Annotated in this window: 26 protein-coding genes; 16 read left to right on the forward strand and 10 right to left on the reverse strand. The window is 40.3% G+C overall.

Annotated elements, in window-relative coordinates:
• Positions 1–63: 63 nt before the first annotated feature.
• The 3 genes from C3Y93_RS03230 to C3Y93_RS03240 form a co-directional block, all read right to left on the reverse strand.
• Entirely contained in the window at positions 64–1,212 is a 1,149-nt protein-coding gene (locus C3Y93_RS03230; RefSeq protein WP_104852063.1) for a phospholipase A, read from the reverse strand.
• 34 nt (positions 1,213–1,246) lie between these two features.
• Positions 1,247–4,186: an insulinase family protein gene (locus C3Y93_RS03235; RefSeq protein ID WP_104852064.1), complete on the reverse strand. Its 2,940-nt coding sequence runs from the start codon at positions 4,184–4,186 to the stop codon at positions 1,247–1,249.
• Positions 4,187–4,335: 149 nt separating this feature from the next.
• The gene (locus C3Y93_RS03240) at positions 4,336–4,785 is read right to left on the reverse strand and encodes a GNAT family N-acetyltransferase (protein ID WP_004973417.1); all 450 of its coding nucleotides are present in this window, start codon (positions 4,783–4,785) and stop codon (positions 4,336–4,338) included.
• A gap of 139 nt (positions 4,786–4,924) precedes the next feature.
• Here C3Y93_RS03240 and C3Y93_RS03245 point away from each other — a divergent pair, with 139 nt between their 5' ends.
• From C3Y93_RS03245 to C3Y93_RS03280, 8 genes are all read left to right on the forward strand, one after another.
• Entirely contained in the window at positions 4,925–5,929 is a 1,005-nt protein-coding gene (locus C3Y93_RS03245; protein ID WP_004973415.1) for an adenosine kinase, read from the forward strand.
• Positions 5,930–5,943: 14 nt separating this feature from the next.
• Positions 5,944–6,255 (forward strand): Rieske (2Fe-2S) protein, encoded by a 312-nt coding sequence (locus C3Y93_RS03250; protein ID WP_171287411.1) that lies wholly within the window; start codon positions 5,944–5,946, stop codon positions 6,253–6,255.
• A 152-nt stretch (positions 6,256–6,407) separates the two neighbouring features.
• Entirely contained in the window at positions 6,408–7,016 is a 609-nt protein-coding gene (locus tag C3Y93_RS03255; RefSeq protein ID WP_096900848.1) for an OB-fold-containig protein, read from the forward strand.
• A 553-nt stretch (positions 7,017–7,569) separates the two neighbouring features.
• A complete protein-coding gene (gene cydP / locus C3Y93_RS03260) occupies positions 7,570–7,761 on the forward strand; it encodes a cytochrome oxidase putative small subunit CydP (RefSeq protein WP_070155611.1) in 192 nt (63 codons plus the stop codon).
• Entirely contained in the window at positions 7,761–9,341 is a 1,581-nt protein-coding gene (locus tag C3Y93_RS03265) for a cytochrome ubiquinol oxidase subunit I (protein WP_096900849.1), read from the forward strand. The genes cydP and C3Y93_RS03265 overlap by 1 nt, the downstream gene beginning before the upstream one ends.
• 2 nt (positions 9,342–9,343) lie before the next feature.
• Positions 9,344–10,489 carry a cytochrome d ubiquinol oxidase subunit II gene (gene cydB, locus C3Y93_RS03270; RefSeq protein ID WP_104852065.1) on the forward strand — a complete coding sequence of 382 codons (1,146 nt, stop codon included), beginning with the start codon at positions 9,344–9,346 and terminating at the stop codon, positions 10,487–10,489.
• Positions 10,490–10,513: 24 nt separating this feature from the next.
• Entirely contained in the window at positions 10,514–10,615 is a 102-nt protein-coding gene (gene cydX, locus C3Y93_RS03275) for a cytochrome bd-I oxidase subunit CydX (protein ID WP_004860610.1), read from the forward strand.
• 4 nt (positions 10,616–10,619) lie between these two features.
• Positions 10,620–10,919 carry a cyd operon YbgE family protein gene (locus C3Y93_RS03280; RefSeq protein ID WP_004973403.1) on the forward strand — a complete coding sequence of 100 codons (300 nt, stop codon included), beginning with the start codon at positions 10,620–10,622 and terminating at the stop codon, positions 10,917–10,919.
• Between the two features lie 252 nt (positions 10,920–11,171).
• Here the strand turns inward: C3Y93_RS03280 and aroC are convergent, their stop codons facing one another.
• The 3 genes from aroC to C3Y93_RS03295 all read right to left on the reverse strand — a co-directional run bounded on the left by aroC (position 11,172) and on the right by C3Y93_RS03295 (position 13,777).
• Positions 11,172–12,266: a chorismate synthase gene (gene aroC, locus C3Y93_RS03285; protein WP_104852066.1), complete on the reverse strand. Its 1,095-nt coding sequence runs from the start codon at positions 12,264–12,266 to the stop codon at positions 11,172–11,174.
• A 13-nt stretch (positions 12,267–12,279) separates the two neighbouring features.
• On the reverse strand, positions 12,280–13,290 hold the full coding sequence (gene prmB, locus C3Y93_RS03290) for a 50S ribosomal protein L3 N(5)-glutamine methyltransferase (protein WP_104852067.1): 1,011 nt from the start codon (positions 13,288–13,290) through the stop codon (positions 12,280–12,282).
• A 106-nt stretch (positions 13,291–13,396) separates the two neighbouring features.
• Positions 13,397–13,777: a DUF1311 domain-containing protein gene (locus C3Y93_RS03295; RefSeq protein WP_104852068.1), complete on the reverse strand. Its 381-nt coding sequence runs from the start codon at positions 13,775–13,777 to the stop codon at positions 13,397–13,399.
• Positions 13,778–14,007: 230 nt separating this feature from the next.
• Between C3Y93_RS03295 and C3Y93_RS03300 the strand changes: the two genes are divergently transcribed.
• From C3Y93_RS03300 to C3Y93_RS03315, 4 genes are all read left to right on the forward strand, one after another.
• Positions 14,008–14,313 (forward strand): hypothetical protein, encoded by a 306-nt coding sequence (locus C3Y93_RS03300; protein WP_104852069.1) that lies wholly within the window; start codon positions 14,008–14,010, stop codon positions 14,311–14,313.
• A 143-nt stretch (positions 14,314–14,456) separates the two neighbouring features.
• Positions 14,457–15,830: an ABC1 kinase family protein gene (locus tag C3Y93_RS03305; protein ID WP_004973390.1), complete on the forward strand. Its 1,374-nt coding sequence runs from the start codon at positions 14,457–14,459 to the stop codon at positions 15,828–15,830.
• A gap of 269 nt (positions 15,831–16,099) precedes the next feature.
• On the forward strand, positions 16,100–17,410 hold the full coding sequence (locus C3Y93_RS03310) for an acyl-CoA dehydrogenase family protein (RefSeq protein WP_104852070.1): 1,311 nt from the start codon (positions 16,100–16,102) through the stop codon (positions 17,408–17,410).
• A gap of 51 nt (positions 17,411–17,461) precedes the next feature.
• Positions 17,462–18,661 (forward strand): acyl-CoA dehydrogenase family protein, encoded by a 1,200-nt coding sequence (locus C3Y93_RS03315; RefSeq protein WP_104852071.1) that lies wholly within the window; start codon positions 17,462–17,464, stop codon positions 18,659–18,661.
• An 89-nt stretch (positions 18,662–18,750) separates the two neighbouring features.
• Here C3Y93_RS03315 and C3Y93_RS03320 read toward each other — a convergent pair whose 3' ends face one another.
• The 3 genes from C3Y93_RS03320 to C3Y93_RS03330 all read right to left on the reverse strand — a co-directional run bounded on the left by C3Y93_RS03320 (position 18,751) and on the right by C3Y93_RS03330 (position 20,716).
• On the reverse strand, positions 18,751–19,086 hold the full coding sequence (locus C3Y93_RS03320) for a type II toxin-antitoxin system PemK/MazF family toxin (protein ID WP_096900853.1): 336 nt from the start codon (positions 19,084–19,086) through the stop codon (positions 18,751–18,753).
• Complete coding sequence (locus tag C3Y93_RS03325) at positions 19,086–19,334, reverse strand: AbrB/MazE/SpoVT family DNA-binding domain-containing protein (protein ID WP_004973383.1); 249 nt, start codon at positions 19,332–19,334, stop codon at positions 19,086–19,088. Before C3Y93_RS03325 ends, C3Y93_RS03320 begins: the two co-directional genes overlap by 1 nt.
• 176 nt (positions 19,335–19,510) lie before the next feature.
• Entirely contained in the window at positions 19,511–20,716 is a 1,206-nt protein-coding gene (locus tag C3Y93_RS03330) for an alkane 1-monooxygenase (RefSeq protein WP_104852072.1), read from the reverse strand.
• Between the two features lie 166 nt (positions 20,717–20,882).
• Between C3Y93_RS03330 and C3Y93_RS03335 the strand changes: the two genes are divergently transcribed.
• Positions 20,883–21,836, forward strand: a complete 954-nt coding sequence (locus tag C3Y93_RS03335; protein ID WP_096900855.1) for an AraC family transcriptional regulator — start codon at positions 20,883–20,885, stop codon at positions 21,834–21,836.
• Positions 21,837–21,841: 5 nt separating this feature from the next.
• On the opposite strand, the gene lpxB is transcribed toward C3Y93_RS03335, so the two are convergent.
• Positions 21,842–23,017, reverse strand: coding sequence for a lipid-A-disaccharide synthase (gene lpxB / locus C3Y93_RS03340; RefSeq protein ID WP_104852073.1), 1,176 nt, complete (start codon positions 23,015–23,017; stop codon positions 21,842–21,844).
• A 226-nt stretch (positions 23,018–23,243) separates the two neighbouring features.
• On the opposite strand from lpxB, the gene C3Y93_RS03345 reads away from it, so the two are divergent.
• From C3Y93_RS03345 to C3Y93_RS03355, 3 genes are all read left to right on the forward strand, one after another.
• Positions 23,244–24,131, forward strand: coding sequence for a sulfite exporter TauE/SafE family protein (locus C3Y93_RS03345; protein WP_104852074.1), 888 nt, complete (start codon positions 23,244–23,246; stop codon positions 24,129–24,131).
• Between the two features lie 170 nt (positions 24,132–24,301).
• Positions 24,302–25,393 (forward strand): 3-deoxy-7-phosphoheptulonate synthase, encoded by a 1,092-nt coding sequence (locus tag C3Y93_RS03350; RefSeq protein WP_042068745.1) that lies wholly within the window; start codon positions 24,302–24,304, stop codon positions 25,391–25,393.
• Positions 25,394–25,454: 61 nt separating this feature from the next.
• Positions 25,455–25,976, forward strand: coding sequence for a protein tyrosine phosphatase family protein (locus C3Y93_RS03355; protein WP_104852075.1), 522 nt, complete (start codon positions 25,455–25,457; stop codon positions 25,974–25,976).
• The last annotated feature ends 21 nt before the right edge of the window (positions 25,977–25,997 follow it).

Here is a 25,997-nt window from a genome sequence, read left to right on the forward strand (position 1 = left end):
CCAATCTTCAAGATTGGCGTTTTATATTCAGCGAGCAATAATGAGAAATCAATCTTAATCTACTTAAAACCAATTCATTAAAGACACACCCAAACCAACATAGGTGGCGCGGTGGTTATAATCAATCAGGCTTTCACCATAACCATCAAACAATTGGAAATGACCGCGTAATTTTCCACTGATTGGGAAAACCCAGTCAAACTGTGCTGCACCGTGCGCGTCATCACCGCCTTTTAAGCTATGACGAAGCATCAAAGAAAAGTCATGCTCTTTCCAGCGATAAAATGCCAACATATCGCCACGCCCGATATAATTTTTAATTTCAGGGTTATTGTCATCGCTGCAGTCTTCTTCAATGCGATACCACGGACGTAACGTCAAGGCAAAATTGTCTTTTTCAAAACCTAAATTAAAAATCACCCGATTCCAACTGCGTGATAATGGATCAGAACGACCATTGGATTGATGGTTCAACGTCACACCCAATAAACGACCATGCAGCCCCATAAGTGTATAGTTGGTGCGGAACATCAAACTGGCTTCAGGCTCATAATTGGTTTCACGAAATGGACGTGACTCATCACCATTATAAACCTGCCAACGTGATGACTGGGTATAACCTAGCCACACATCACCGTTATCACCCAACAGATTTTCTACCGCTTTGGTTTTTAAAGACAGCTGAAATTTGGTTTCCATTGAGGTCAGGTTTTGCTCCTTACCCACGGGAACGGTATTTTGCTCATTCAAGCTTTGTGGACGTTCATTTTTATCGGACGTCCAAAAAGTAGGCATCAAATACACAGGTTGATAAGCACGTAAATTCCATGTGCCTAATTTGCTATCGGGTGAAAGCTCCCAGCGCTTATCCAGTAAAGATACATTCGGATCAAGCTTTGGTACATCAAATGAAAATAAATTACTCACACCCACTGCAATTTTTTCTTTCACAGTTTCAGGTGCAGGAGCAAGTGCCTGAGCGGCTTGACGTTCGCTAATCAGCGCTGTTTTTTCTGCTTCAGGAATTTTAAACAGAGCATCGTAACACACCAAACGATCAGCATTTGACTCTAAAGCCACACAGGCTTCAGGTGTTGCAGGTGCAACTAAGCTAGCTGGGTCTTGTGCATAGGTTTTCGCCACAAACACAGTGCTGAGTGCGGCAACACTCAGCGACAGTCCTGTGCGTTCAAACAGTTTGAACGCGCTCATAAATCCCCCTAAGTTTTCGTTGTTATTTCACGTATCAGTTCACTTGTTTAATTTCAAAACCAAGTTCGAGCAATGCTTCACGTTTTGACACAGGTGCGACTACGGCTTTAGATGCTTGCTGCTGACGCAAATATTGCTCCGCAACACGTTTTAAATCGTCTAAAGTCACCGCCAATAAACGCTCACGTAATACTGTGCGGAATGAGGGTGTACGCGCGTGCAATAATGCATAACATGCAGTAATCGCTTCACCTGCAGGCGAACCTGGTTTATCCATACTAGCAATTAAACCTAAAATCGCTTCTTCTAGTTGATGCGGCAATTGCTCTGCATTAAATAACCAATCAATACTCGCTTCAAAGTCTGCGAAAGTTTCTGCCAAGCGTGGATCACGATAACTGTAAAAACGGAATGAACATGCATTGCCATCGTAGCTTGCACCGCCACCGTAAGCACCGCCTTTTTCACGGATTGCGCTGTGTAAGAAACCATTGCGCAAATATGCAGCCAATACCATCAAAGGTGCAGCATCAGGATGCGACACTTCCACCGCAGGATACGCAGCCGCACAGAATTGCACATTGGCTTGAATCAACCATGCCTGATCTTGCGTTGAATGATCTACAGGAACTTGAGTTAAAGCAGCAGGATTTTCTGCAACAATAAGTTTATCCCAAACTTCTTGAACTTCTTCGACCAAACGATCGGATTGATGTTCTTCACATACTAACAAAAATTGCTTAGGTGCTTGCAGTAATTTATGGTGAATCAATTGCAATTCAGCAATCAATTTCTCGTATTCCGCTGCATCTTTTTCAATTTTAGCAACCAAGTCTGCCAACCAATTTAATGCGCCCAAACCTGTGTTGTTGTAATCGCGCTGTGCCAAAGCACTGTGATGACGTCCTGCAATTTGCATGGCATAACTGTGCCCCGAACCCGACAAACGCGACTGCCAACGGGTTTTACGTTGTTGTAACAGCTCGATAATGCGGTCTTTTTCATCAAAACGTAATTGCTCAAATGCCAGTTTCAGCAAGCGGATGGCTTCAAGATTATTCACCAAAGACTTAGTGGTTAAAGTGAGCCATGCACTGATCTGATTTTTGTCATCGACTTTAGAGCGTAAAGATGCGCCCATGCCCAAACCACCGCTGACTGCGGTTTGTAGCTGTTGTAATTCTAAATAGTCGTATTCACCTGCACCCACTTCGCCCATCAAAATAGACAGCAAATTAAAATATGGCGATTGAATAATTTCATCAGGAATTTGAATCAATACTTGCTGATAGTAAATTCCATTGGTTCCTGCATGATATAAATTTAAAGGATAATCAATGCGGTTACTGATAATTTCACGCAACTCACCCTGCACAATATGCAAAGCTGCAGGCACATCTTCCAAACCAACTTTTGGCAATAAATTCAAATCATCTGGCGTATCTTGACGGACTTTTAAAGCTTCCGTTTGCGCGACGATTTCTGCTTTTTGCTCATCTGTGAGTTGTGCGCCTATCTCAGCCAGACGTGCTTTTTCAAGTGCAGCATCTTTGGCCGATTTTTCTGCATCTGGAACCAAAGTCATTTGAACACGGTGCGGGTTATCAATTAAATGCGTCTGAATTAGCCATGATAACCACATTGGATCTTTAAGTTCTTCTTTGACTTGCTCAATCGCAGTATCTACATCCCACACCTGAATTGGGTCATTGTGGTGAATTGCACTGCTTAAACCATTTAAAATCAAGCTCAACCCGTATGGCATACCATCGCCATTAATTTCACGCTGATGCAATTCAATTTGATGCAAAATTGCATCGACCAATGCCGTATCCACAGGCTGTGCAGCCACGTCTTGTAAAACTTTTAAAACGCCCGCCTGAAATTCTGCTGCATGTTCAGGGTTAGAACCTTGCACACCACAGAAGAAGGTCATTTCAAAGTTGGAATCATCCACGCCCATCAATGGCCCTGTAGATTGTGCATGCGCCCAAGTTTCCAAATAATGACGCAGTGGTGATGCAGAATTTTCAAGTAAAACACCTTCAACCAAACGCATACCTAAGCGTAATTTAATATCGCTTGCTTCAGGCAATAACCACGCCAAAACATGATAAGTTTTATCTTTCAGTTCTTCTGCATCGACTGCATAACTTTCAGTCACTGCCACTGGCGCAGCTAAACGACGCTCAGGCTTCGAATACAACGTTTCGCCCTGTTCAAATTTCGCCAAAGCCAACTGTTCAAACTGTTCTTGTAAATCGTATGCAGGCGTATTGCCAAAAGTCATAAATACCGCATTACTTGGGTGATAATGTGACTTATAAAAATCTACCAATTCTTGATAGGTTAAATCTGGAATATCTTTCGGGTCGCCACCTGAATTGTAGTGGTAAGTTGTTTCAGGGAATAAATGATAAGCCAATTGGTGATAAAGCTGATCGGATGGCGAACTCATCGCACCTTTCATTTCATTAAATACCACGCCTTTATAAACAGGCTCACCATTTTCCAACTCAATACGAATACCTTCCTGAGCAAAATCGAGAGGATTTAAATTGGCTGCAAAAGCCGCATCCATATATACCGCAAGCAGGTTTTGGAAATCTTTTTTGTTTTGTGTTGCAAATGGATAAGCCGTCCAATCTGCCGCGGTAAATGCGTTCATAAAAGTATTCAATGAACGACGAATCATTAAAAAGAACGGGTCACGGACAGGGAATTTTTCAGAACCACACAACGCAGTATGTTCTAAAATATGTGCCTCACCTTTGGAGTCCATCGGCTGAGTGCGAAATGCGACTAAAAATACATTTTCATCATGATCTGTCGCCAAATGATAATGCACCGCACCTGTAACTTTATGTTTATATTCAGACACTAAAATGTCTAAGGCTTCAACATGGTGTTGACGTACCAACTGAAACGCAGGATGTACAGTCTGGGAAATGGTTTCAGTGACATCTACAGTCATGTGATCTCCTAAAAATAAGCAAATAAAAAACTAAAGCCATTATAGCTTTAGTTCTTTAGATAATTCACGTTGAAAACCCGACTAAATTGATTGAAATTTGCAAAGTATCAACAAAATGCTGCGCTGCACTGGCTGTAGCATGAGCAAAACTAAATCAGGTATTTAAAATAACTATAGTTTGGATGATTTTCGACATACACATAATTCTGTTTTTGATAAAAATGCGCTGCCGATTTGGTATCAGTGTTTAAACACAACGCCGAAAAATTAGCACGTGCTTTTTTCTCTAAATGTTGCAAGAGCTGTTTACCTACGCCATGTTTACGATAATTTGGCAAAACATAAAAACGACGTACACGTCCAATACGACTTTCAATATCTTGCTCATTCCATTGCTGGTTTAAGCCACCACATGCAACCAATTGATCACCATCGTAAACAAACAATAAAAACTCACCAGGCTGATTAAAGCGGTTTTTACCACTTTCCCATTCTTCAATTAAACGATGGACAAAATCAAAGCCTTCTTGAGCAGCATGTTTGGCCAAAGTCTGAATTTGCGTTGGTAACTCTTGTGCTTCTTTAATTTCGATGTTCATCTAACCTTCCTGATAACTCTGCTAAACCCCTATTTTTCATCAATAACATTCATTCAGCTGAATTTTATTCATGAAACTACAGCAATCCTGAGCATTGGTGTAAACTTAGCGTTTTTAATTTTGACTGTGATTTAAAGACATGGCAACTGTTGACCTTTTTGCAATTGGTAATGCATTAATTGACCAAGAATTTCAAGTCTCGGATGACTTTCTCATTCAACATAGCTTGCAAAAAGGTACTATGCAATTAACCGATGGTGAAACACAAGCAAATTTATACAACAACTTAATTAAAACACAAAGACATAAAGGCCAAGCTTCGGGTGGTTCTGCCGCAAATACCACCGTTGCATTTAGTGCTTTAGGTGGTCAAGCCTTCTATGCCTGCCGTGTTGGTAACGATGAATTGGGTGATATTTACCTCAAAGGCTTAAATGAAGCAGGTATTCACACCACAACCAAATCGGTCAGTGAAGGCGTTACAGGGACTTGTATGGTACTTGTGAGTGATGACTCTGAACGTACCATGCACACTTACTTGGGCATTACCGCAGAACTTTCTGCTACACAAATTGATTTTGAGCCACTTAAAACAGCAAAATGGCTTTATATCGAAGGTTATTTATCTACTAGTGATACTGCACGTGCTGCGGTAAAACAAGCGCGTGAAATTGCCAAAGCCAATCAGGTTAAAATTGCACTGACTTTATCTGATCCTGCCATGGTGCAATATGCGCGTGAAGGTTTGGATGAGTTACTAGATGATGGTGTGGATTTGATCTTCTGTAACCAGCAAGAAGCCATGATGTACACAGGAACGGAAACGGCTGAAGCGGCATTAGAACAACTAAAACAAAAAAGCAAATACATTGTCATTACATTGAGCGCACAAGGTGCCCTAATTTATGATGGCAACAACGCTTTTTCTGTACCAGGTCGTCAAGTCACTGCTGTTGATGCCAACGGTGCGGGTGATGCCTTTGCAGGTTCATTCCTGTATGCACTCAATGCAGGCTTAGGTTTCCAAACTGCAGCTCAACTTGCCATTCTGATTTCAAGTGAAGTGGTTTCTCAATTCGGCCCTCGTCTTGCGGTAGAAGATTACGCTAAACTTTTGCATAGCATTCAAAAGGAATCTGCATAATGAATAAAATTTGTATGATGGAAGACATTCCTGAGCGTGAAGCACGTGCCTACGAAACGCCAAATGGTGACACAATTTTTATCACCCAACGTGATGGCATGTATTACGCTTACCAAAACGTCTGCCCACACCTACAAGTGGAATTAGAATTTTTAGAAAACCAATTCTTAGACCGTGACCAAGAATATATTGAATGCTCAACGCATGGTGCTTTATTTTTAGTTGAAACAGGTGAATGTATTTCTGGCCCATGTTTAGGTCAATCACTTGAGAAAGTTGAGATCAGCGTTCATTCAGATGGTGGGATTTACTTGATCAACGACTAACTTTTTTGCAACTTTCAGAAAGAAGCGAAAAGTTCCAAATCTTAGCTCTATACAAAACCAGATCATTTATCTATGCTCTCTAAGCAGAGTTAGATCAATGATCTGCATCTAATAACATCACCTATAAATATTTCAACACGTGAGTTTAGCGCATGCATGAGTTTTTATCTGATTTGAACTTAATGCCCTTTCATCTCAGCCTAGTTGTTTTATTGCTACTCAGCACTGTCGAAACGATTGGTTATTACTTTAATTTTCGCCCAAGTCAGTTGCTCAAACGTGCATTTTCACAACGAATTACAGAATCGCCACTTTTAGATGTTAAATTTTCTAAAGTACTGATTTTTGTTTTTTTACTGATGAATTTCAGTGTTGCAGGATATTTTTTACAGTTTTTGATTTACTCACAACAACAACATTTCGTTCCTGCTTATTACATTATTATTCCAGCGTTTATTATTGCCATCTTTTTTACAGTCTTCATGATTCACTGTTTAGACCAAGTGATTAAGCCCAAATATAGCGTGCGCCAAGTCGATTTACTCGGACGTTTAGCCACAATTTCCAGTGGTAATGCCCGTCCTGGTTTTTCTGCACAAGCACGAGTACGTGATGAGTTTGGGCAACTGCATTATGTGCAGGTTGAACCTGAATTTGGTGAACTTGAATTTCAAGCTCAAATTATTATTGTGCGCAAAAAAAGATCTCACTATCTTGCCAAAAAAATTTCGGCATCAAATAACCTATTTAGCAATCAATAAGTTATTTTTTAAGATTTAAAACCAATCTTGCTGACCTAAGAAAGTTAAAATTTTTCACTCAAACGCAACACAATCTGTTTGTTTATAAACGATACATTTCATGTGATCTGAACAATATTTACACAAAATCATTATGAAAAAATGCTGTTTACCCTAGACTAAGCCAAAGACAAAGCACCACTACATTGTAGGGAAATAAAAAAATATGCGGAATCGTCATTAAACTTTAACAAAAGAATGAGAATAATTATTAGCTGATAATATCTCTAATTTATTGCTATTTTTAGATTGATTTTTATTCATAGCAATTTAGTCAGATTTGCTTTTTTAAAATATAAGTATTTTAGTCAGATTTTGAATTATTAATTACAAGTGTTTCTGTCAAGTTTAAAAAATATTACTTTCCTCCATTTATTCTCTGCAACACCCAAAAACAAACTATTGATTTATAATAAGTTAACAATATATTTGCATTTTAACTGTGCCAGCTATTTTTTTTTGTATGTTTTTGTTTAATAATATAAAACACAGTTTAAAAAATAGGCTTATAAAAGTGAGCTTAGTTCCTAAAGATTTAAATAGAAAAGTTGTTCGTGAACTCACGATCATTTTAATAATTAAGGTCGTGCTGTTAATGGTCATCAAAAATATTTGGTTTGATGCCCCAACTATTCCTCAAAATTTTGATTCACAAGTTGCTGAGCGTATTGCTGGCAGTCCTTCCTCAATCAAGGAGACACGTTGATGATTTCTGAAAGCGTGGTCGATCTCTCGCGGTTCCAATTCGCAATGACCGCGATGTATCACTTTATTTTTGTTCCACTGACTTTAGGTCTGGCTTTTATTCTTGCCATTATGGAAACCACGTATGTGATTTCTGGTAAAGAAATTTATAAAGACATGACCAAATTCTGGGGAAAACTCTTCGGTATTAACTTTGCTTTAGGCGTAACCACAGGTTTAACCATGGAGTTCCAGTTTGGTACAAACTGGGCATATTACTCACACTACGTGGGTGATATCTTTGGTGCACCACTTGCAATTGAAGGTTTAATGGCCTTCTTCTTAGAATCGACCTTCATTGGTTTATTCTTCTTTGGATGGGATCGCCTCTCCAAAGTGCAGCACTTATGTGTAACGTGGCTGGTTGCGCTTGGCTCTAATATGTCCGCACTCTGGATTTTAGTGGCCAACGGCTGGATGCAAAACCCAGTGGGTTCTACCTTTAACTACGAAACCATGCGTATGGAATTGGTTGACTTCGGGGCTTTAATTTTTAACCCTGTTGCGCAAGTTAAGTTCGTACACACTGTTTCTGCAGGTTATGTAACCGGTGCTATTTTCGTTTTAGCAATTTCAAGTTATTACTTATTGAAAAAGCAAGACTTACCATTTGCGCGTCGTTCATTCGCAATTGCAGCAATTTTCGGTTTAGCTTCTACTTTATCTGTAATTCTACTTGGTGATGAATCAGGTTATGAATTAGGTGATGTTCAAAAAACCAAACTCGCAGCAATTGAAGCAGAATGGGATACTCACCCTGCTCCTGCAGCGTTCACTTTATTTGGTATTCCAAACGAAGAAACGCAAACGACAGATTACGCAGTTAAAATTCCTTATGTAATGGGGATTATTGCAACGCGTTCTATCACCGAAGAAGTGACTGGTATTAAAGACCTGATCGCAAACCACGAAGTTCGTATTCGTAACGGTATGGTTGCTTATCAACAACTTGAGCAATTACGTGCGGGCGACCAATCTCCTGAACTTAAAGCTGCATTTGAACAAACTCAAACCGATTTGGGTTATGGTTTATTGTTGAAAAAATACACGCCAAACGTAGTAGATGCGACTGACGAACAAATTAAAATGGCTGCTGCGGATACTATTCCACACGTACCAAGTTTGTTCTGGGCATTCCGTGCCATGGTAGCTTCTGGTTTCTTAATGCTGTTGTTATTCGCACTTGCAACTTTTGCAGTGGCTAAACGCAACGCAGAAAGTAAACCTTGGTTATTAAAATTTGCGTTATTCTCATTACCATTACCTTGGATTGCAGCGCAAACAGGTTGGTATGTAGCAGAAGTTGGTCGTCAACCATGGACAATTGGTGAAGTACTTCCAACACACTTGTCTGCATCTTCACTCAGCACTGGCGACGTATGGGGCTCAATCATTGCATTGGCAGCGTTCTATACCGTTTTGCTGATTATTGAAATGTACTTGATGATCAAATTCTCACGTCTAGGCCCAAGCTCGCTTCATACTGGTAAATACCACTTCGAGAAAATTGAAGCTGCGAAAAAAGCCAATGAGGAGGCTTAAGCATGATCGAATATGAATTACTCAAAATCATTTGGTGGGTGTTAGTGGGTGTATTACTCATTGGCTTTGCCCTCACCGATGGCTTCGACATGGGCTCAATGGCGATCATGCCATTTGTAGGTAAAAATGACGAAGAACGCCGTGCTGCAATCAACACGATTGCACCGCACTGGGATGGTAACCAGGTTTGGTTCATTACAGCGGGTGGCGCGTTATTTGCTGCTTGGCCAATGGTATATGCAACAGCATTCTCAGGCATGTATTGGGCACTACTCTTAGTTCTGTTTGCCCTATTCCTGCGCCCAGTTGGTTTTGACTACCGCTCAAAACTTGAAAACACCAAATGGCGTACATCTTGGGACTGGGGTTTGGCTGTAGGTGGTGCAGTTCCTGCATTAGTGTTCGGTGTTGCGTTTGGTAATATGTTCCTTGGCGTACCATTTACCCTAGACGAAACTGTACGTTCAACATATACAGGCAGCTTCTTTGCATTATTAAACCCATTTGCTTTAGTTTGTGGTTTAGTCAGCTTGTCTATGCTTTGTGCGCATGGTGGTGCATGGTTAATGCTGCGTACCGATGGTGACTTACGTGCACGCTCTGCAAAAGCAACGCAAATCATGGGTATTGTGTTCCTTGTGTGTTTCTTAGGTGCAGGCGCATGGTTATACTTCGGTGGTATCGAAGGTTATACCCTAGTAACTCCATACGACACGAATGGCGTAGCAAACCCATTGGCTAAAGAAGTTTTAACCAATGCAAACCCAGGCTGGATGAATAACTACTCAGCGTACCCTATTACCATGATTGCACCAATTATGGGCATCTTGGGCGGTATTTTGATTGTTCTTGCAGCAGGTAAAAATAAAGCGGGTTTAAGTTTCACAGGTTCATCTTTAGCGGTGATCGGTGCAATTTTAACTGCTGGTTTTGCATTGTTCCCATTCTTAATGCCATCAAGCCTCAACCCAGTTGCAAGCTTGACCATGTGGGATGCGGTATCAAGTAAAAACACATTAACTGTAATGACTGTTGCAGCATGTATCTTCGTACCAATTATTTTGCTATACACCACTTGGTGTTACTACAAAATGTGGGGCGTTATCACCAACAAGCACATTAAAGAGAATTCACACAGCCTTTACTAAGGCTGTGTCTAAGGAGAATAAATTATGTGGTACTTTGCATGGATTCTCGGTATTCTGATGGCATGCTTTGCAGGTGTCTTGAGTGCCCTGTATATTGAATCTCATCAAGACCTTGACGAGGAATAATTAGATGACAGACACTGCAGTGAACGCTGAAACAACAGTTCAAAAACCGAACAAGATTGCGATGGTTATTTCATGTTTATTGGCATTCCCACTCGCAGCTGTACTGCTTCTTCATCCAGCAGCAATGCTGGATGCCAACGGTGAATATAGCCACCGTGCCATGATGTTTATTATGATTGGTATTTCAGGTGGCTTTGTACACGGTGTTGGTTTTATTCCACGCTTTTGGTTTTGGAAATGGTTATTTAGCCCATTTGTGGCTTGGCCATTGATGATTTGGGGTTATTACACTTGGTTTCTTTAATGAGGTGTAAATAAATTCCTTGAAAAGAGCGCAATATGCGCTCTTTTTTATTGGCTTAATATTTAGGAGCCGCAGATCATTCCTCTGCATCTTCACCATATAAAACAGCGTATAAAATTTTGAAACTTACAATCTAAAAGAAGAACTAAGCTCAAAACTCAGGCAGAAAAAAGCCAAACACTACGGTTTGGCTTTTTTCACAACATATTTTCGCACTTGGCAATGATTATGCACCTTGCTTAAAGCATATTGTTATTTCGGCTCAATGGGTGCAAACGGTGCAACCACATCGGCATTCTGCGCACGATGACGCATGAAATGATCCATCAATACAATCGCAAGCATAGCTTCTGCAATTGGCGTTGCACGCACACCTACGCAAGGATCATGGCGTCCTTTGGTCAGTACATCCGTATCTTCACGGTTTAAATTAATGGTTTTACCAGGTGTAGTAATACTGGCTGTTGGTTTTAAAGCAATCGCAACACGAATATCTTGACCACTAGAAATACCGCCTAAAATACCGCCTGCATGGTTCGCCAAAAAGCCGTCAGTGGTCAGTTCGTCACGGGTTACATGCCCAAACTGCGCTGCCACTGCAAAACCATCTCCAATTTCAACGCCTTTCACAGCATTGATAGACATCATGGCATGGGCAATATCGGCATCTAAACGATCAAAAACAGGTTCCCCCCAACCCACAGGAACTTTTTCAGCCACAATTTCCAGTTTTGCACCACAGCTTGTACCCTGTTCACGCAAAGACGTTACCAAAGCTTCAAAACGTGGTACAGCATCGGAATCGCCACAGAAAAATGGATTGTTTGGTACTTCGTTCCAATCTAGCTTTTCAGCTTTTTCTGTACCAATTTGAGTGACGTGACCACGAATCACAATTCCAAATTTTTCGAACAGGTATTTTTTTGCAATTGCACCTGCTGCAACGCGCATTGCTGTTTCACGTGCGCTTGAACGTCCACCACCACGATAATCGCGGAAACCATACTTTTGCGTATAGGTATAATCTGCATGCCCAGGGCGGAAAGTCTGTGCAATATTACCGTAGTCTTTCGATTTTTGGTCAGTATTACGAATCAGTAAACCAATTGAAGTTCCAGTGGTTTTACCTTCAAAGACACCTGAAATAATTTCAACTTCATCGGGTTCTTTACGCTGTGTCGCGAACTTAGACGTACCCGGTTTACGGCGATCCAAATCTTTTTGTAAATCTTCTGCAGACAGTTCAATCCCCGGTGGCACGCCATCGACAATCGCCATCAGACCTACGCCATGAGATTCACCACAAGTCGTTACACGGAAAAGTTGCCCTATACTATTACCTGCCACGTCCAACGACTCCTTATGCTTGAACAGATTGAATAAATAAATCGCGATATTCACGGCATTGTGCTGCAGTCAATGCAAAAATACCTGAACCACCTTTTTGGAATTTTAACCAGTGCAAATCAACCGTGTTAAAGTTTTGCTTCATCGCCCATTCAGAATTACCTACTTCAATCACAATTAAGCCATCTTCAGTTAAGTAATCTGCCGCCTGCGCCAACATTTTACGGACTAAATCTAAGCCGTCTTGCCCTGCTGCCAATGCCAATTCTGGCTCATGATGGAATTCTTCAGGTAAATCTGCCATATCTTCCGCATCAACATACGGCGGGTTAGATACGATTAAATCATACTGATTTTCGGCTGGGATTTTGGCGAATAAATCAGACTCAAGCAACGCCACTTGGTATTGTTTGTTGTGATGTTCACAGTTAATTTGTGCGACTTCCAAAGCATCTTTTGAAATGTCAGTTGCATCGACTTCAGCATCTGGAAAAGCATAAGCCAAAGCAATCGCAATACAACCTGAACCCGTACACATATCTAAAATACGTTGTGGTGTTTTTGGTGCAGAATTAGCAGGTAAATTATTATCTGCTTCGCGCATTTGACCTTCTTCATCTAGACAATATGGCGCAAAACGATTTTCAATTAGTTCTGCAATAGGTGAACGTGGAATCAAAACACGCTCATCTACATAAAATGGTTTATTAAAGAAATAAGCCAAATTCAACAAATATGAAGTAGGTACTTTTTCGTTAATACGTCGTTCAAGCAGACTTAAAAACTCAGCCACTTCGCTTGGTAAAAGTTTGGCATCTAAAATTTCTGGGTCTGCATTCCAGTCTAAAGACATGGTTTGCAATACCAATGCAGAGCTTTCTGCAAAATAATCTTCTGTACCTTGACCTAAATGTGCATCGTATTGACGTAATGCTGTAACCCCAAAGCGAATAAAATCACGAATGGTTGATAGGTTTTCAGCAGCTTCCTGCAAATATTCAGGGCTAATTGTCGGTCGATCCACTTAAGGCGCTCCAAGGTCAAATTTTAAAACGCCTTATGATACCTTGTTTTGCTCGGTTTTATAATGTTTAAGCAGTTTCCAAGTAATTTATTTGCTATGGTTTTACTTATTTGATTCCCACAAACTGCCCTTGATAATAATCAGCGCGCTCTGCTGTTTGCAGCAAAACACATTGTGCACGTTGTAATGCGGCAAAATCGCTTTGAGTCGATAAATAACAGCGTTGTTTTACACGGTTTTCCCAAAGTTGATGCTGTTGTTGAATATTACTGGCATTGCCTGCGCTGCGTTTTACATAGGCTTTATAGTGTTTTTTGAGTCGTTTGGTTTGTGCTTTTTGCTCAGTTTTAATACATTTTTGCGATTGGGAAATTTTGCCATAACTATTGTTCATACATTGCGTATAGCCTTGTGAAACGCCATTCGCCCAAACTTGAGCTGTATCCAAAGTCAGCATCCCCAATAGTGTAAATATCCAAACTTTCATATTTTCCCCTGAGCGCAGTCTGTTTTTAAAGCGCGGTAAATTTTCAATATTTTATAATTTTACAAAACCCAAATTACTGCATTGATGCTACAAGATTCAGGTTAAAAAGCATATAGTCAATCGCCTGCTTTTTATAGCTGAGTCGATGATAAATGCACAATAATCATTGAAAAATGTGACAATATCCCAATAATTGAATTACTCATTTTATAGATGAAACTTTCAGCCTTATGAGCTACAAACACAATAATTTGATGGCCATGCGCCAAAGCTATTGGAACGACAACCACTCTGATGCAGTCTTGATTGAAAAACAATTTTTTCAGCAAATTTTGATTGAAAACGGCATTTTTGAAAATGCGTCATTAGATGATGCCAAATATCTATTTTTTAGTTTGCCCAGCGTGATTATTGTTAAGGGATATGCGCATGGTTTTTTACACGATTCTGTAAAATTGATGATTCTCAAATCTATCCAAGACAACAAAGCGCAATTGATGAAAAAAGCCGAAACCAAAGTGCAATATCGGATGTAAAAGTACTTTTAAGCCGTTTTTCATACTTTTTTCACGAGGAAACTCGTCGTTCAGCAAGTTGAACTTTTTTAATACGTTAAGACGCGCTAATATCCGTTACAATCTAATTTTCCTGCGTATTGCTGATTTAAGGATTGATTTTAATGTCAGATCAGAACGATAAGCTTAAACAACTCAAGACTTCCTCTATGGATCGACGCTTATCCATCGCAAAGGCATCTTTACTTGCAGGAACACGATGGGCAGCCTCGAATGCCACCTCTATGTTTTCAAGCGAAGAAGAAAAAGAACGTAAACGAAAAAAAGCCATGAAAGAACAAGCCGATTACTTGGTGGCTGAAATTGGCAAACTCAAAGGCTCTATCGTGAAGATTGGGCAAATGATGGCGCTGTACGGCGAACATTTTTTACCTGAAGAAATTACGCAAGCACTCAACACGCTGAATAACCAGACTGTCGCATTGGCATGGCCTGCAATTAAACAGCAATTACAGGCACAGTTAGGTGCCAAACTTGATGATCTCACCATTGATCATGAGCCATTAGGTACAGCCTCTTTGGCTCAAGTTCACCGCGCGACCCGCAAGTCGGATGGTTTGGAGTTGGTATTAAAAATCCAATATCCAGGCGTAGCAGATGCGATTGACTCAGACATGAGCCTATTTAGAAATATGCTCAAATTGACACGCATGGTGCCGCAAACCCGTGAATTTGATCAGTGGTTTGATGAAGTGCGTGAAATGATGCATCGTGAAGTCAACTATCAAATTGAAGCGGAAACGACACGTCGTTTTGCTGCCCGTTTAAAAGATGATCCGCGCTACATTGTGCCGCAAATTGTGGATGAATACTGTAGCGACCAAGTGCTGTGTATGACCTTTGAACGTGGCGTACCGATTAACAGCCCTGTCATGCTCTCATTACCTCAAGAACGCCGTAACCAATTAGGCGAAGCCTCTTTAGAAATTGCTGTGCGTGAAGTATTTGAATGGGGCGAAATGCAGACTGACCCGAACTTTGGCAACTACTTAGTTCGCTTAGGTAATGGTGAAGATATTCACGATAAAATTGTACTGCTCGACTTTGGTGCTATTCGTCAATTTGATCAACACTTGCTGACTGTGGCGCGTAATTTGATCAAGGCGGGTTATTACCACGACCCACAAATGATGGTGAATGCCATGACGGGTTATGAGTTTTTTGACAGCATCCCTGAAAGCATTAAACCAGATATGGCCAAAGTGTTTCTATTGGCAACCGAAGCCTTTAGTCACTTAGACAATAACCGCGATTTACCTGCAGGCGTGATGGATGAACAATCGCGCTATGACTGGAAAAAAAGTCAGCTGCATAGCCGTGTCATGCAACAAGCATCTAAATCGATGGCTTCGCGTTACTTTAGTGTGCCGCCTAAAGAATTTATGTTTATTAGCCGTAAATTTATTGGTGCCTACACCTTTATGACCGTGATTGATGCGAAAACCAATGTCCGCAAAATGATTCAAAAGTTTATTTAAGTCCCAACTTTTATTTCTTTGATCAAAGCTGTTATATAGACCTAAATGATTGTTGCCCACTCGATGCAATTGTCATTTAGGTCAATTTATTTTAAAAGCGTAGATTTCTATAAAATTAATAATCTATAAAAATCCACATATTAGTCCAGTTATAAGAAAATTTTTACCGTTTATCTTTGACAATTCTGCATGTCAGCAATGACATAGTTTTTTTATAGTCTGCATGTCAGCATAAAAAACAAGCATTCTCTGTGTAGGACAACACAATCATGAGTCAAATGATAAACAAAGCCCAAGGATTCGGCTTAGCGCTACTCACTAAAATGGCATCGAGTGATCTGCTCGATCAATTCAAATTACGCAAATGGGTTGAACAATCTCTATATCACTCAGCCAAAGCAGGTTTTAAAACCTTTGAAACCACTCAAAAAAATTTTAAAAGCACACAAAAATTACCGCAACAACGACTGACACGTCAATCCAAAGATTTATTTGATTTGTCATTGAGTGAAGAACAGCAAATGCTGGTCGATGCCATGCAGCAATTTGCTACAGAAGTGATCTATCCATTGGCACATCAGGCAGATCATGATGCGAAATTCCCACAAGTATTATGGCAATACAGCACAGATTTAGGTTTGAACACCTATGCTCTGCCCGAAGCTTTAGGCGGTGTTGCCACTGAACAAAATATTGTCAGCCATATTTTAATTGCCGAACAATTGGCACGTGGCGACTTTGGCTTAACCGCAGGATTACTTTCCACATTTGGCGTAATGAATGCCATAACTCGCTGGGGTTCAGAACAGGTTCAAAATCAGTATTTATCTGCGTTTTCCGAAACAGACGCGAACCATCCAACGCCACTTCAAGCCACTTTTGCGATTCAGGAAAATACTGCTGCGTTTAATCCGTATCAGCTAAAAACCAAAGCGACTTTGCAAAATGGACAGTACCTAATTACAGGTGAAAAAACGCTGGTGATTTTGGCCGAAACAGCAGATTTATTTTTGGTTAGTGCAGAGCTAAATGGTCAAGCCGATGTGTTCATTGTGCAACGTGATGCTTCTATTCAATTTAAAGCAGCGCCTGCAATGGGCTTAAAAGCCTGTGAAACGGCGACTTTAAAGTTTAATCAAACCCCTGCGGAGCGTTTAGGCACAGATGATTTCGATTACAGCGCATTTTTAAATTTAGGCAATCTCATGTGGTGCGCCATGACAGTTGGTTGCTGTGAAGCAGTGAAAAGTTATTGTATTCGCTATGCCAATGAGCGCACTGCATTTGGCGAACCAATTTCACATCGTCAAAGTGTGGCTTTTATGATTGCAGATATGGCCATTGAAATTGAAGCCATGCGCATGCTGTTGCTGAATGCAGCGAGTCTTGCCGAATCGGGTAAAAACTTTCATCGAGAAGCATATTTAGCACGTCTGCTCTGTGCAGAAAAATCTATGCAAATTGCCACCAATGGCGTGCAAATTTTAGGTGGTCATGGCTTTACCAAAGAACATCCTGTAGAGCGTTGGTATCGTGATTTACGTGCGACTGCAATTATGCATTCAGGCTTGCATGCTTAATCTCACACCATCAATAAACGATAGCCAACTAGAAAAATAAGGAATACATCCATGAATTTACAAAATCCAAAAAAATTCAAAATGTTGGTCGATCAGGCACATGAAGTTGCTTTAAATGTATTACGTCCCATTTCAAGGAAATATGATAAAGCCGAACACGCCTACCCGAAAGAATTAGACATGCTTGCCGCCTTAGTTGATGGTATGAACCAAGCGGGCGATGGCATGAATGCAGGTGCAGCAGTCAACAAACGTGGTGACACATCTACAGGTAACAAAAATGGCGTAAATATGTCTACCGCACTGAGTATTGTCGAAATGTGTTATGGCGATACAGGTTTATTACTCAGTATGCCACGCCAAAGTTTAGGTAATTCTGCGATTGCTGCGGTGGCCAATGAAGAACAATTACAACGCTTTAATGGTGTTTGGGCAGCCATGGCAATTACCGAACCCAACTGTGGTTCTGACTCTGCGGCTATTCGTACCACTGCCACCAAAGTAGACAATGAATATATTTTAAATGGTGAAAAGATTTTTGTGACCTCTGGTGACCGCGCCGATGCCGTTGTTGTGTGGGCAACCTTAGACAAAAAACTGGGACGTGCTGCGATCAAATCCTTTGTTGTGACTAAGGGCACACCTGGCATGACCGTGGAACGCTTAGAACATAAATTAGGGATTAAAGCCTCGGACACAGCAACAATTCGATTTGAAAATTGCCGTGTTCCTGCGAGCAACCTTTTAGGCAATACAGAAATTGATGTTGCCAAAGGGTTTGCAGGTGTGATGGAAACCTTTGATAACACTCGCCCTTTGGTGGCAGCTATGGCCGTTGGTTGTGCCAAAGCCGCTTTAGAGCGGATTAAGGAAATTTTTAAAGACCAATTAGATGCAAATTATGCCACGCCCTATTTACAGTGTTCACATATCGCAGCACAGACTTATCGGATGGAAGCAGAATGGGAAGCCGCACGTTTATTGATGCTCAAAGCAGCATGGATGGCAGACAATAAACAGCCTAACTCACGCGAAGCTTCTATTTCCAAAGCCAAAGCTGGTCGCGTGTGTAATGAAATCACGCTCAGGTGTGTCGAGTTAGCTGCATCGGTGGGTTATAACGAAGATGAGTTATTGGAAAAATGGGCACGTGATTCGAAAATTTTAGATATTTTTGAAGGTACGCAACAGATTCAGCTATTGATTATTGCCCGTCGTGAATTAGGTAAAAGTTCGAGTGAGCTCAAGTGATTTTATGATTTAAGGCATATAGTAAAGTAAGATAAAAGACAGATTTTCATAGAAATATTGCTATAAATTTCTGTCTTTTTCGATATAAATTAATCTTCAGGTGAAAAAATTGCGATATATCTTGCTAAAACCTCATCCAAAACATCTGCGTGCGAGGATTCTAAAAACCGCGCGTGTCTAGCTTCAAAATCTAAAGCTCTAGATTGATCACAACGCACAATACCTGTAGTTTTCCCACCAATAAGCTCTACAGCGAAACCCATATTTCGTGCAAAGTTTCCACCAGAAGTAATAGGCAAAACAATCGGCATTTTAGTAATAAGATTAAATGACTTAGGTGAAATAACAAATACAGGTCGCTTACCTTGTTGTTCATGTCCAAGTGTTGGATCTAATGAAATCAAATAAATATCGCCTTGATTCATTAGATTTCTTCTCGCCCAACTGCTTTTACATCATGCCACGCATCTTGCTCTAATGCTAAAGCTTGATGCTCTTGCAGCAAGTCAGCCAATTTATAAGATGGCTTCGCTTTAGGTTCGACCACTAACTTACCATTCACAATGCTCAGAGAAACTTCCTTTCCCGCATCTAAACCTAAACTTTTTAATAATGTAGGCGGTACGGCAAGCATGACCGAACCACCTACTTTTCTCAAGTTTGTATGAATCATACCCACCTCAATATTATATAAATATATAACTTTATTATGCGCCAAAATGAGATGAAGTCAATTCATAGTAAGATGAGTGAAAATAGACATCTGGTATACATCTCAATCTTTCCTTTGAAAGATATATACAAAAGAAATATCAAAATGAATATTAAAAAATAATCTTAATAATTCAATCAATTATCCACCACACCAAATTTCTTAAAAATTCCTGCACGGCGTTTAGGCTGAATATTGGCTTTGTTTAAATTGCCTTGATAATGTTCAAATACACGTTTATCCATAATTTTAAACCACAAAGGTGGAATCATGGCAGGCAGCAACATGCTGGCATAACCGCTTGGTAATTCAGGCGCTTCATCAAAATGTCGCAAAGCCTGAAATGGTCGGGTTGGATAAGCATGATGATCGGAATGACGTTGTAATTGATACAAAAACAAATTGGTCACAATATTGTTATTATTCCAGCTGTGTTCAGGCATAGTGCGCTCATATTTGCCATGCGCATCTTTTTGTCTAAGCAAGCCATAATGTTCTATATAATTAATTATTTCAAACAGGCTAATGCCATAAAAAGCCTGTGTCGCCAAATACGGAATGATCCCAGTACCAAAACGCGCCAACAATGCAGCATGAAATGCCGCACTCATGCCCCAGCCTTGTAATAATTCATTGTCTTTCGACCAAAAACTTTTGCCTTTACGTTTTAAACGCTGAGTTTCAATTTGCAGTGCAGACTTAAACGAACCTTTTACCGTGCGGAGCCAAAACTCATAAAATGTTTCTCCCATACGTGAAGATGCAGGGTCTTCAGGTGTCGCAGCACGTTTATGATGCCCATACGGATGCTCAACCCGAAAATGGTTATATCCTGTTGGTGCTAAAGCCAAATGTGACAGTAAGTGATCTATTTTTGAAGATTTATGGCTGAGTTCATGCGCAGTATTGACAGCAATACCATTCACCATCCCCATGGAAATACCCAGAAAAATTTTATCGACTAACGAGGTTTGTGGCCGTCCAACCAAATAAGCTGCATAAATATTGGCGGCATATTGCAAAGGAATAAAACTTTTCACCAAACGCGAATAATACCGATCTTCCTCAAGTCGTTTCACATCTTCATTGCTTGGGTTATTGGCATCTTGACCAATTAAAGTATCAATTGTTGGAATAATCACATGCAATAATAAAGGGCCACCTAGAGCAAAAACTTTTTTCGCAGGCTTCGGAGCGAATTGATAACCCGCCAAAATCCCCATCCCCAATACAGGTAAAAATGGGCTGATCAACCATAAATAACGCTTTTTATTGAGTTGAGCCGCGCTTTTATAAGGAACATCCTGTTCCATCTCTTTAAGCAAATGAAGTGGTGCGTTCATCTTATTTTCTTCCTTCTACGCTGTTCTACCTATATATTTGAGGAAAGACACGAGAATGAACAGTTGCAGACGTCCAAAAAAGCTATGCAAAAGTCTTTGGCGCAAAAATGCGCTATATTGTCCTGAAATCACAGGTTTATTTTTTATAATGATTTATGCTTAAAATATGGATGCTTTAAGTAAAATTTTTGATGATATACATCTGCACCAATCAGAATATATCTATTTAAATCCTCAAGGAGATTGGTCATTTCAATATCGTGACCAAGGGGCAATGCTGGCTTATGTAGTACTACAAGGCTCGCTGCATATCCATTTATCTGCACAGACACACCTTCACATTGATGCAGGTGATATTGTCCTGATTCCATCGGGTTGCAGTCATTACGCAAGTGCAACTGCAGACACTCACTGGACAGAACACTTTGATATTTCGGATTTATTTCAAATTCAGTCACAGCAGTCAATAAATTTTGGCACGATAAATCACACACAAGCTGAAGACGCATTTATTTTGGTGATTCAATGCCACATGGACACCACCATGGCAAAACCGCTTTTAAGTGCCCTACCCGAATATCTGCATATTCCGCATATCATGTGCAGCACAGCGCCCGAGTGGTTACAAATTGGCTTGCAATTTTTAGCGGTGGAAAGTCATCAAATCCGACCGGGACGGGATAAAATATTAGATCACTTGGTCAGTATTTTACTGATTGAATGTGTGCGTGATTATATTTTTCAGCTTGATGACTCAAATAACTGGCTCGGCGCTTTGGCACATCCTGAACTTTCCAATGCGCTCGCAGCTATTCATGGTCAACCCGAAAAAGCATGGACGGTAGAAAGTTTGGCAGAACAATGTTGCATGTCACGTTCTAAATTTGCCAATTTGTTTAATCAGGTGATTGGTGAGCCGCCTTTGGCATACTTACAACAACATCGGCTACGCTTGGCATCGCATTATTTACAGCAAGGACAATTGTCGATTCAACAAATTGCCCATCGTGTCGGTTATTCTTCCGAAACCGCCTTTAGCCAAACTTTTAAAAAGCAATTCGAGCTAACACCTAGCCAGTATCGGCAGCAGTTTCAAAACAACAATGCAATCACGAAATGAACAGTTTAACGATCTAAAATCGCCAAAATTGCTTGTGCAGGGTCTTCGCTGTTATCGGACAATAATTGCTTATGCATAGTGATATGCTGCATCACCTGAATTTGTGCTGTTTCGATATCAATTAACTTTTCAATTTCTACTGCTAAACGCTCAGGTGTTGCATCCTCCTGAATTAACTCCTGAATCACCTTTTTACCTGCAATAATATTTGGCAATGAATAATAAGGAATTTTCACCAACAGTTTCGCAATCCAATACGTGATCCGATTCAGCTTATAAAACGTAACCATTGGACGATGTAATAGCATTGCTTCTAGCGTCGCCGTGCCTGAAGCTAGTGCAATTATATCGGACGCATTCATTACCTGACGACCAATTTTGGATTCTGTGCCACGATTTTCCATCAATTGCACTTTGTCTTGTAATGCACTCGGATAAGACTGCAGTAACGCTTCAATTTGTTGTTTACGTGCATCATTAATTGCAGGAATTAAAAACTTAAACTGCGGATATTTTTGCGTCAAAATATAAGCCGCATCTAAAACTAACGGCCCTAAACGCTCAATTTCACCACGTCGGCTACCAGGCAATAACGCAATATGTTGTTGCTGTTGGTCTAAACCCAATTCTTGTTTTGCTGCAGCAATTGGATTTTCCAACGGCAACTGACTCGCCAAAGGATGTCCGACAAAGGCTGCAGGCACATCCCATTTTTTAAAAAAGGCTTTTTCAAACGGAAATAAACACAGTACCAAATCTATACTGGCTTTAATGCCATGTACCCGACCTTGTCGCCATGCCCATACCGAAGGACTGACATATTGCACGGTTTTAATCGGCAAGTTTTTCTGTTTTAAACTTTTGGCAAGACGTAAATTAAAATCAGGCGCATCAACTCCGACAAAGACATCGACGGGATGTTGAGTCCACTTTTCGACCAAACCATCCCGTACTGCAAAGAGTTTTTTCAAATCTTTCAGCACTTCAACAATGCCCATTACCGATAAAATATCCATCGGATAATAACTTTTAAACCCTTCCGCAATCATTTGCGGACCACCAATGCCTTCAAACTCAGCATCAATGCCTTGCTCACGAAAACGTCGCATGAGTTGTGCCCCCAAAGTATCACCCGATACTTCTCCCACAACGATACCTATTTTAAGTTTCCGATTTTGCAAGCGTTTTGTCCTCTAAATTTTAATGGATATGAATTTTCGCATTTTAGCATAGCCACTGTATTTTGTAAGAAACAGAAAGTAAGCCGTGGCTTGAATCTGCGATCTTTTGCACTGATTTACCACATTGACTATATCTGTTTTAAGAATAAGTAAATCATTAATCAAGACAACAGCTTATTGCCAAAAGGCATAATATATTCACGATTTTTGACTTCGGCATATCTTCATGGTTGGTCCTTTAGAGTTTATTTTGGCAGGTGTATTGGTCGGCTTCTGCGTGGGTGTGACTGGCGTAGGTGGCGGTTCACTGATGACTCCCATTCTGATCAGCTTGTTTAAAATTGAACCGCATATCGCAATTGGAACAGACCTACTTTATGCCGCCATTTCAAAATTCTGCGGCTCATTGGTTCATGCCAAAAAAATGAATATTGTATGGCCCATTGTAATTTGGCTTGCAGTGGGCAGTATCCCTGCTTCATTTGCGACCCATTGGGTTTTAGAGAATTATTTAAGCCAATCTACCCATTACAAAATGGTACTGACCGTGGTACTGGGCTTTATGTTGACCTTAACTGGCATCTCAATTGTGTTTCGCAGTCAAATTGAAACGTTTTTTAATAAATACCGTAAACAAGAATTGCCCGATATGACCCAAGACCTTGAAAAGGTCAAACTACAGGCTGCAGATAAGCGTGCCCTCATTGTAATTATGGGAGTTGTACTGGGTGTATTTGTCACACTTTCTTCAGTGGGTGCAGGTGCTTTTGGCATCATGGCATTGGTGCTGATGTTCCCGAATCTACCGATGATTCGTATTATCGGTTCAGATGTCGTGCATGCCGTCTTACTTACCCTAGTTGCAGGCTTAGGTCACATGAGTTCAGGCAATGTCGACTTTCACCTATTGGTTTGGTTGTTGGTTGGCTCGATTCCTGCAATTGTGGTGGGAACTTTAGTCAGTTCACGTTTACCTGAAAAAGTGATTCGTAAAGTTTTAGGTATTACCTTATTTATTATCGGGATTAACTTTATGGTCAATCCTGTGAAATCAAAACCTATCAGCACACCAGAAACTGCAACAGCAGTTTCTGAGGCACAAGCCAGCCAATAATGAATGCTTTATCTGACAGGATTTTGCTAAAACAGACCGTTTAATTTATCTACCCGATTCATCACTTATTTTTTAAAGAAGTATTCATCTTTTTATAACAAAATACAGTGAAATTCATGTTATATTCAGACTATTAAACAATCTTTTGTATGATCAAACCAGTGACGGCAATGAATACTTTACAGTCTAATCCTCTTACACAATCAGACATCGATGACGTGAATATTGAAAGTATTCAGCCACTCGTGACTCCTGCAGAATTAAAAACTGAGTTACCTTTGACTGAAAATGCTTATCAAACCGTTCTTCGTGGTCGTGAAACAATCCGCAATATTTTAGATGGTAAAGACAAGCGTCTATTTGTGGTGATTGGTCCATGTTCTATTCATGACCCTGCTGCTGCACATGAATATGCAGATCGTTTAAAAGTATTAAGCGAAAAAGTAAAAGATTCTCTTTATATTGTGATGCGTGTTTATTTTGAAAAACCACGTACTACAGTGGGCTGGAAAGGCTTAATTAACGATCCAGACATGAATGACTCTTTTAACATTGAAAAAGGCTTGCGTCTTGGTCGTAAACTTTTACTTGAGTTAAATGAAAAAGGTTTGCCATGTGCGACTGAAGCACTTGATCCAAACTCTCCGCAGTATTATCAAGATTTAATTTCTTGGTCTGCAATTGGTGCACGCACTACAGAAAGCCAAACGCACCGTGAAATGTCATCTGGTCTTTCTTCTCCAGTCGGCTTTAAAAATGGTACAGATGGCGGCTTAACAGTTGCTACCAATGCCATGCAGTCGGTAAAACACGGTCACAGCTTCTTGGGTCTTAATGATCAAGGTCAGGTTTCAGTAATTCGTACTAGCGGCAACCCGTATGCACACGTGGTTTTACGTGGTGGTAATGGCAAGCCTAACTACGATGCAGGCTCTGTTGCAGATGCTGAAAATGCATTAAACAAAGCCAAAGTCAGCACCAAAATCATGATTGACACCAGCCATGCTAACTCAAACAAAGACCCATTCTTACAGCCATTGGTATTAAAAAATATCACTGAGCAAATTTTAGATGGCAATAAGTCTATTGTTGGGATTATGGTCGAAAGTCACCTGAAAGGTGGTCGTCAAGATATTCCTGAAAACTTATGCGATTTAGAGTATGGTAAGTCTGTGACTGACGGTTGTATCGACTGGGATACCACTGAAAAAGCATTGCTTGAAATGCATGAAGCATTAAAAGACGTTTTAGTGAATCGTTAAGATTTAAAAACGCCATCTTCATGATGGCGTTTCTATTTGTAGCATAGGAAATTCTGCGCGCATGAATGACATTGAAACCCAACTTAGCCAAATTAAAAATTTCCAGTTCATTCATGAGCGTTTGTTTTCTTCAGGTCAGCCTACGGCTGAAGAATTAAAACAAATTAAAGAATATGGTATTGGCACTGTCATTAATTTGGCTGAAAGTGATGCGGAACACGCCCTTCCCCATGAAGACAAAATTTGTCTGGATGTTGGACTAAACTATATTCAACTGCCAATTTCATGGGAAACACCATCCTCTGATCAATGTTTATTATTGCTCGATTTGGTCAATCATTTATTAGAAAGCCAAATGGTGTGGGTACATTGCAGCAATAACAGCCACGTCAGTAGTTTGATGTATTTATATCGTCAATATTTTATGGATGTGGATATTGCAACTGCTCAAGACTTATTACATGATATTTGGAAACCAAATGAAACTTGGACAGGCTTAATTCACGCCGTTTCTTTGCAATTACAAGGTCGTAAAGCCACGCAAGATTTACAACAAGCTTTAGAATCTGCTGAACTTTCTTAATTCAGCAGATTACCTAGTTAA

Source organism: Acinetobacter sp. SWBY1 (assembly GCF_002946595.1).
GTDB classification, from domain to species: domain Bacteria; phylum Pseudomonadota; class Gammaproteobacteria; order Pseudomonadales; family Moraxellaceae; genus Acinetobacter; species Acinetobacter towneri.

Coding starts and splice junctions, on each gene's coding strand:
- C3Y93_RS03230 (WP_104852063.1), bottom strand. CDS start 1,212: ATGAGCGCGTTCAAACTGTTTGAACGCACAGGACTGTCGCTGAGTGTT.
- C3Y93_RS03235 (WP_104852064.1), bottom strand. CDS start 4,186: ATGACTGTAGATGTCACTGAAACCATTTCCCAGACTGTACATCCTGCG.
- C3Y93_RS03240 (WP_004973417.1), bottom strand. CDS start 4,785: ATGAACATCGAAATTAAAGAAGCACAAGAGTTACCAACGCAAATTCAG.
- C3Y93_RS03245 (WP_004973415.1), top strand. CDS start 4,925: ATGGCAACTGTTGACCTTTTTGCAATTGGTAATGCATTAATTGACCAA.
- C3Y93_RS03250 (WP_171287411.1), top strand. CDS start 5,944: ATGATGGAAGACATTCCTGAGCGTGAAGCACGTGCCTACGAAACGCCA.
- C3Y93_RS03255 (WP_096900848.1), top strand. CDS start 6,408: ATGCATGAGTTTTTATCTGATTTGAACTTAATGCCCTTTCATCTCAGC.
- C3Y93_RS03265 (WP_096900849.1), top strand. CDS start 7,761: ATGATTTCTGAAAGCGTGGTCGATCTCTCGCGGTTCCAATTCGCAATG.
- cydB (WP_104852065.1), top strand. CDS start 9,344: ATGATCGAATATGAATTACTCAAAATCATTTGGTGGGTGTTAGTGGGT.
- cydX (WP_004860610.1), top strand. CDS start 10,514: ATGTGGTACTTTGCATGGATTCTCGGTATTCTGATGGCATGCTTTGCA.
- C3Y93_RS03280 (WP_004973403.1), top strand. CDS start 10,620: ATGACAGACACTGCAGTGAACGCTGAAACAACAGTTCAAAAACCGAAC.
- C3Y93_RS03295 (WP_104852068.1), bottom strand. CDS start 13,777: ATGAAAGTTTGGATATTTACACTATTGGGGATGCTGACTTTGGATACA.
- C3Y93_RS03300 (WP_104852069.1), top strand. CDS start 14,008: ATGAGCTACAAACACAATAATTTGATGGCCATGCGCCAAAGCTATTGG.
- C3Y93_RS03305 (WP_004973390.1), top strand. CDS start 14,457: ATGTCAGATCAGAACGATAAGCTTAAACAACTCAAGACTTCCTCTATG.
- C3Y93_RS03310 (WP_104852070.1), top strand. CDS start 16,100: ATGAGTCAAATGATAAACAAAGCCCAAGGATTCGGCTTAGCGCTACTC.
- C3Y93_RS03315 (WP_104852071.1), top strand. CDS start 17,462: ATGAATTTACAAAATCCAAAAAAATTCAAAATGTTGGTCGATCAGGCA.
- C3Y93_RS03320 (WP_096900853.1), bottom strand. CDS start 19,086: ATGAATCAAGGCGATATTTATTTGATTTCATTAGATCCAACACTTGGA.
- C3Y93_RS03325 (WP_004973383.1), bottom strand. CDS start 19,334: ATGATTCATACAAACTTGAGAAAAGTAGGTGGTTCGGTCATGCTTGCC.
- C3Y93_RS03330 (WP_104852072.1), bottom strand. CDS start 20,716: ATGAACGCACCACTTCATTTGCTTAAAGAGATGGAACAGGATGTTCCT.
- C3Y93_RS03335 (WP_096900855.1), top strand. CDS start 20,883: ATGGATGCTTTAAGTAAAATTTTTGATGATATACATCTGCACCAATCA.
- C3Y93_RS03345 (WP_104852074.1), top strand. CDS start 23,244: ATGGTTGGTCCTTTAGAGTTTATTTTGGCAGGTGTATTGGTCGGCTTC.
- C3Y93_RS03350 (WP_042068745.1), top strand. CDS start 24,302: ATGAATACTTTACAGTCTAATCCTCTTACACAATCAGACATCGATGAC.
- C3Y93_RS03355 (WP_104852075.1), top strand. CDS start 25,455: ATGAATGACATTGAAACCCAACTTAGCCAAATTAAAAATTTCCAGTTC.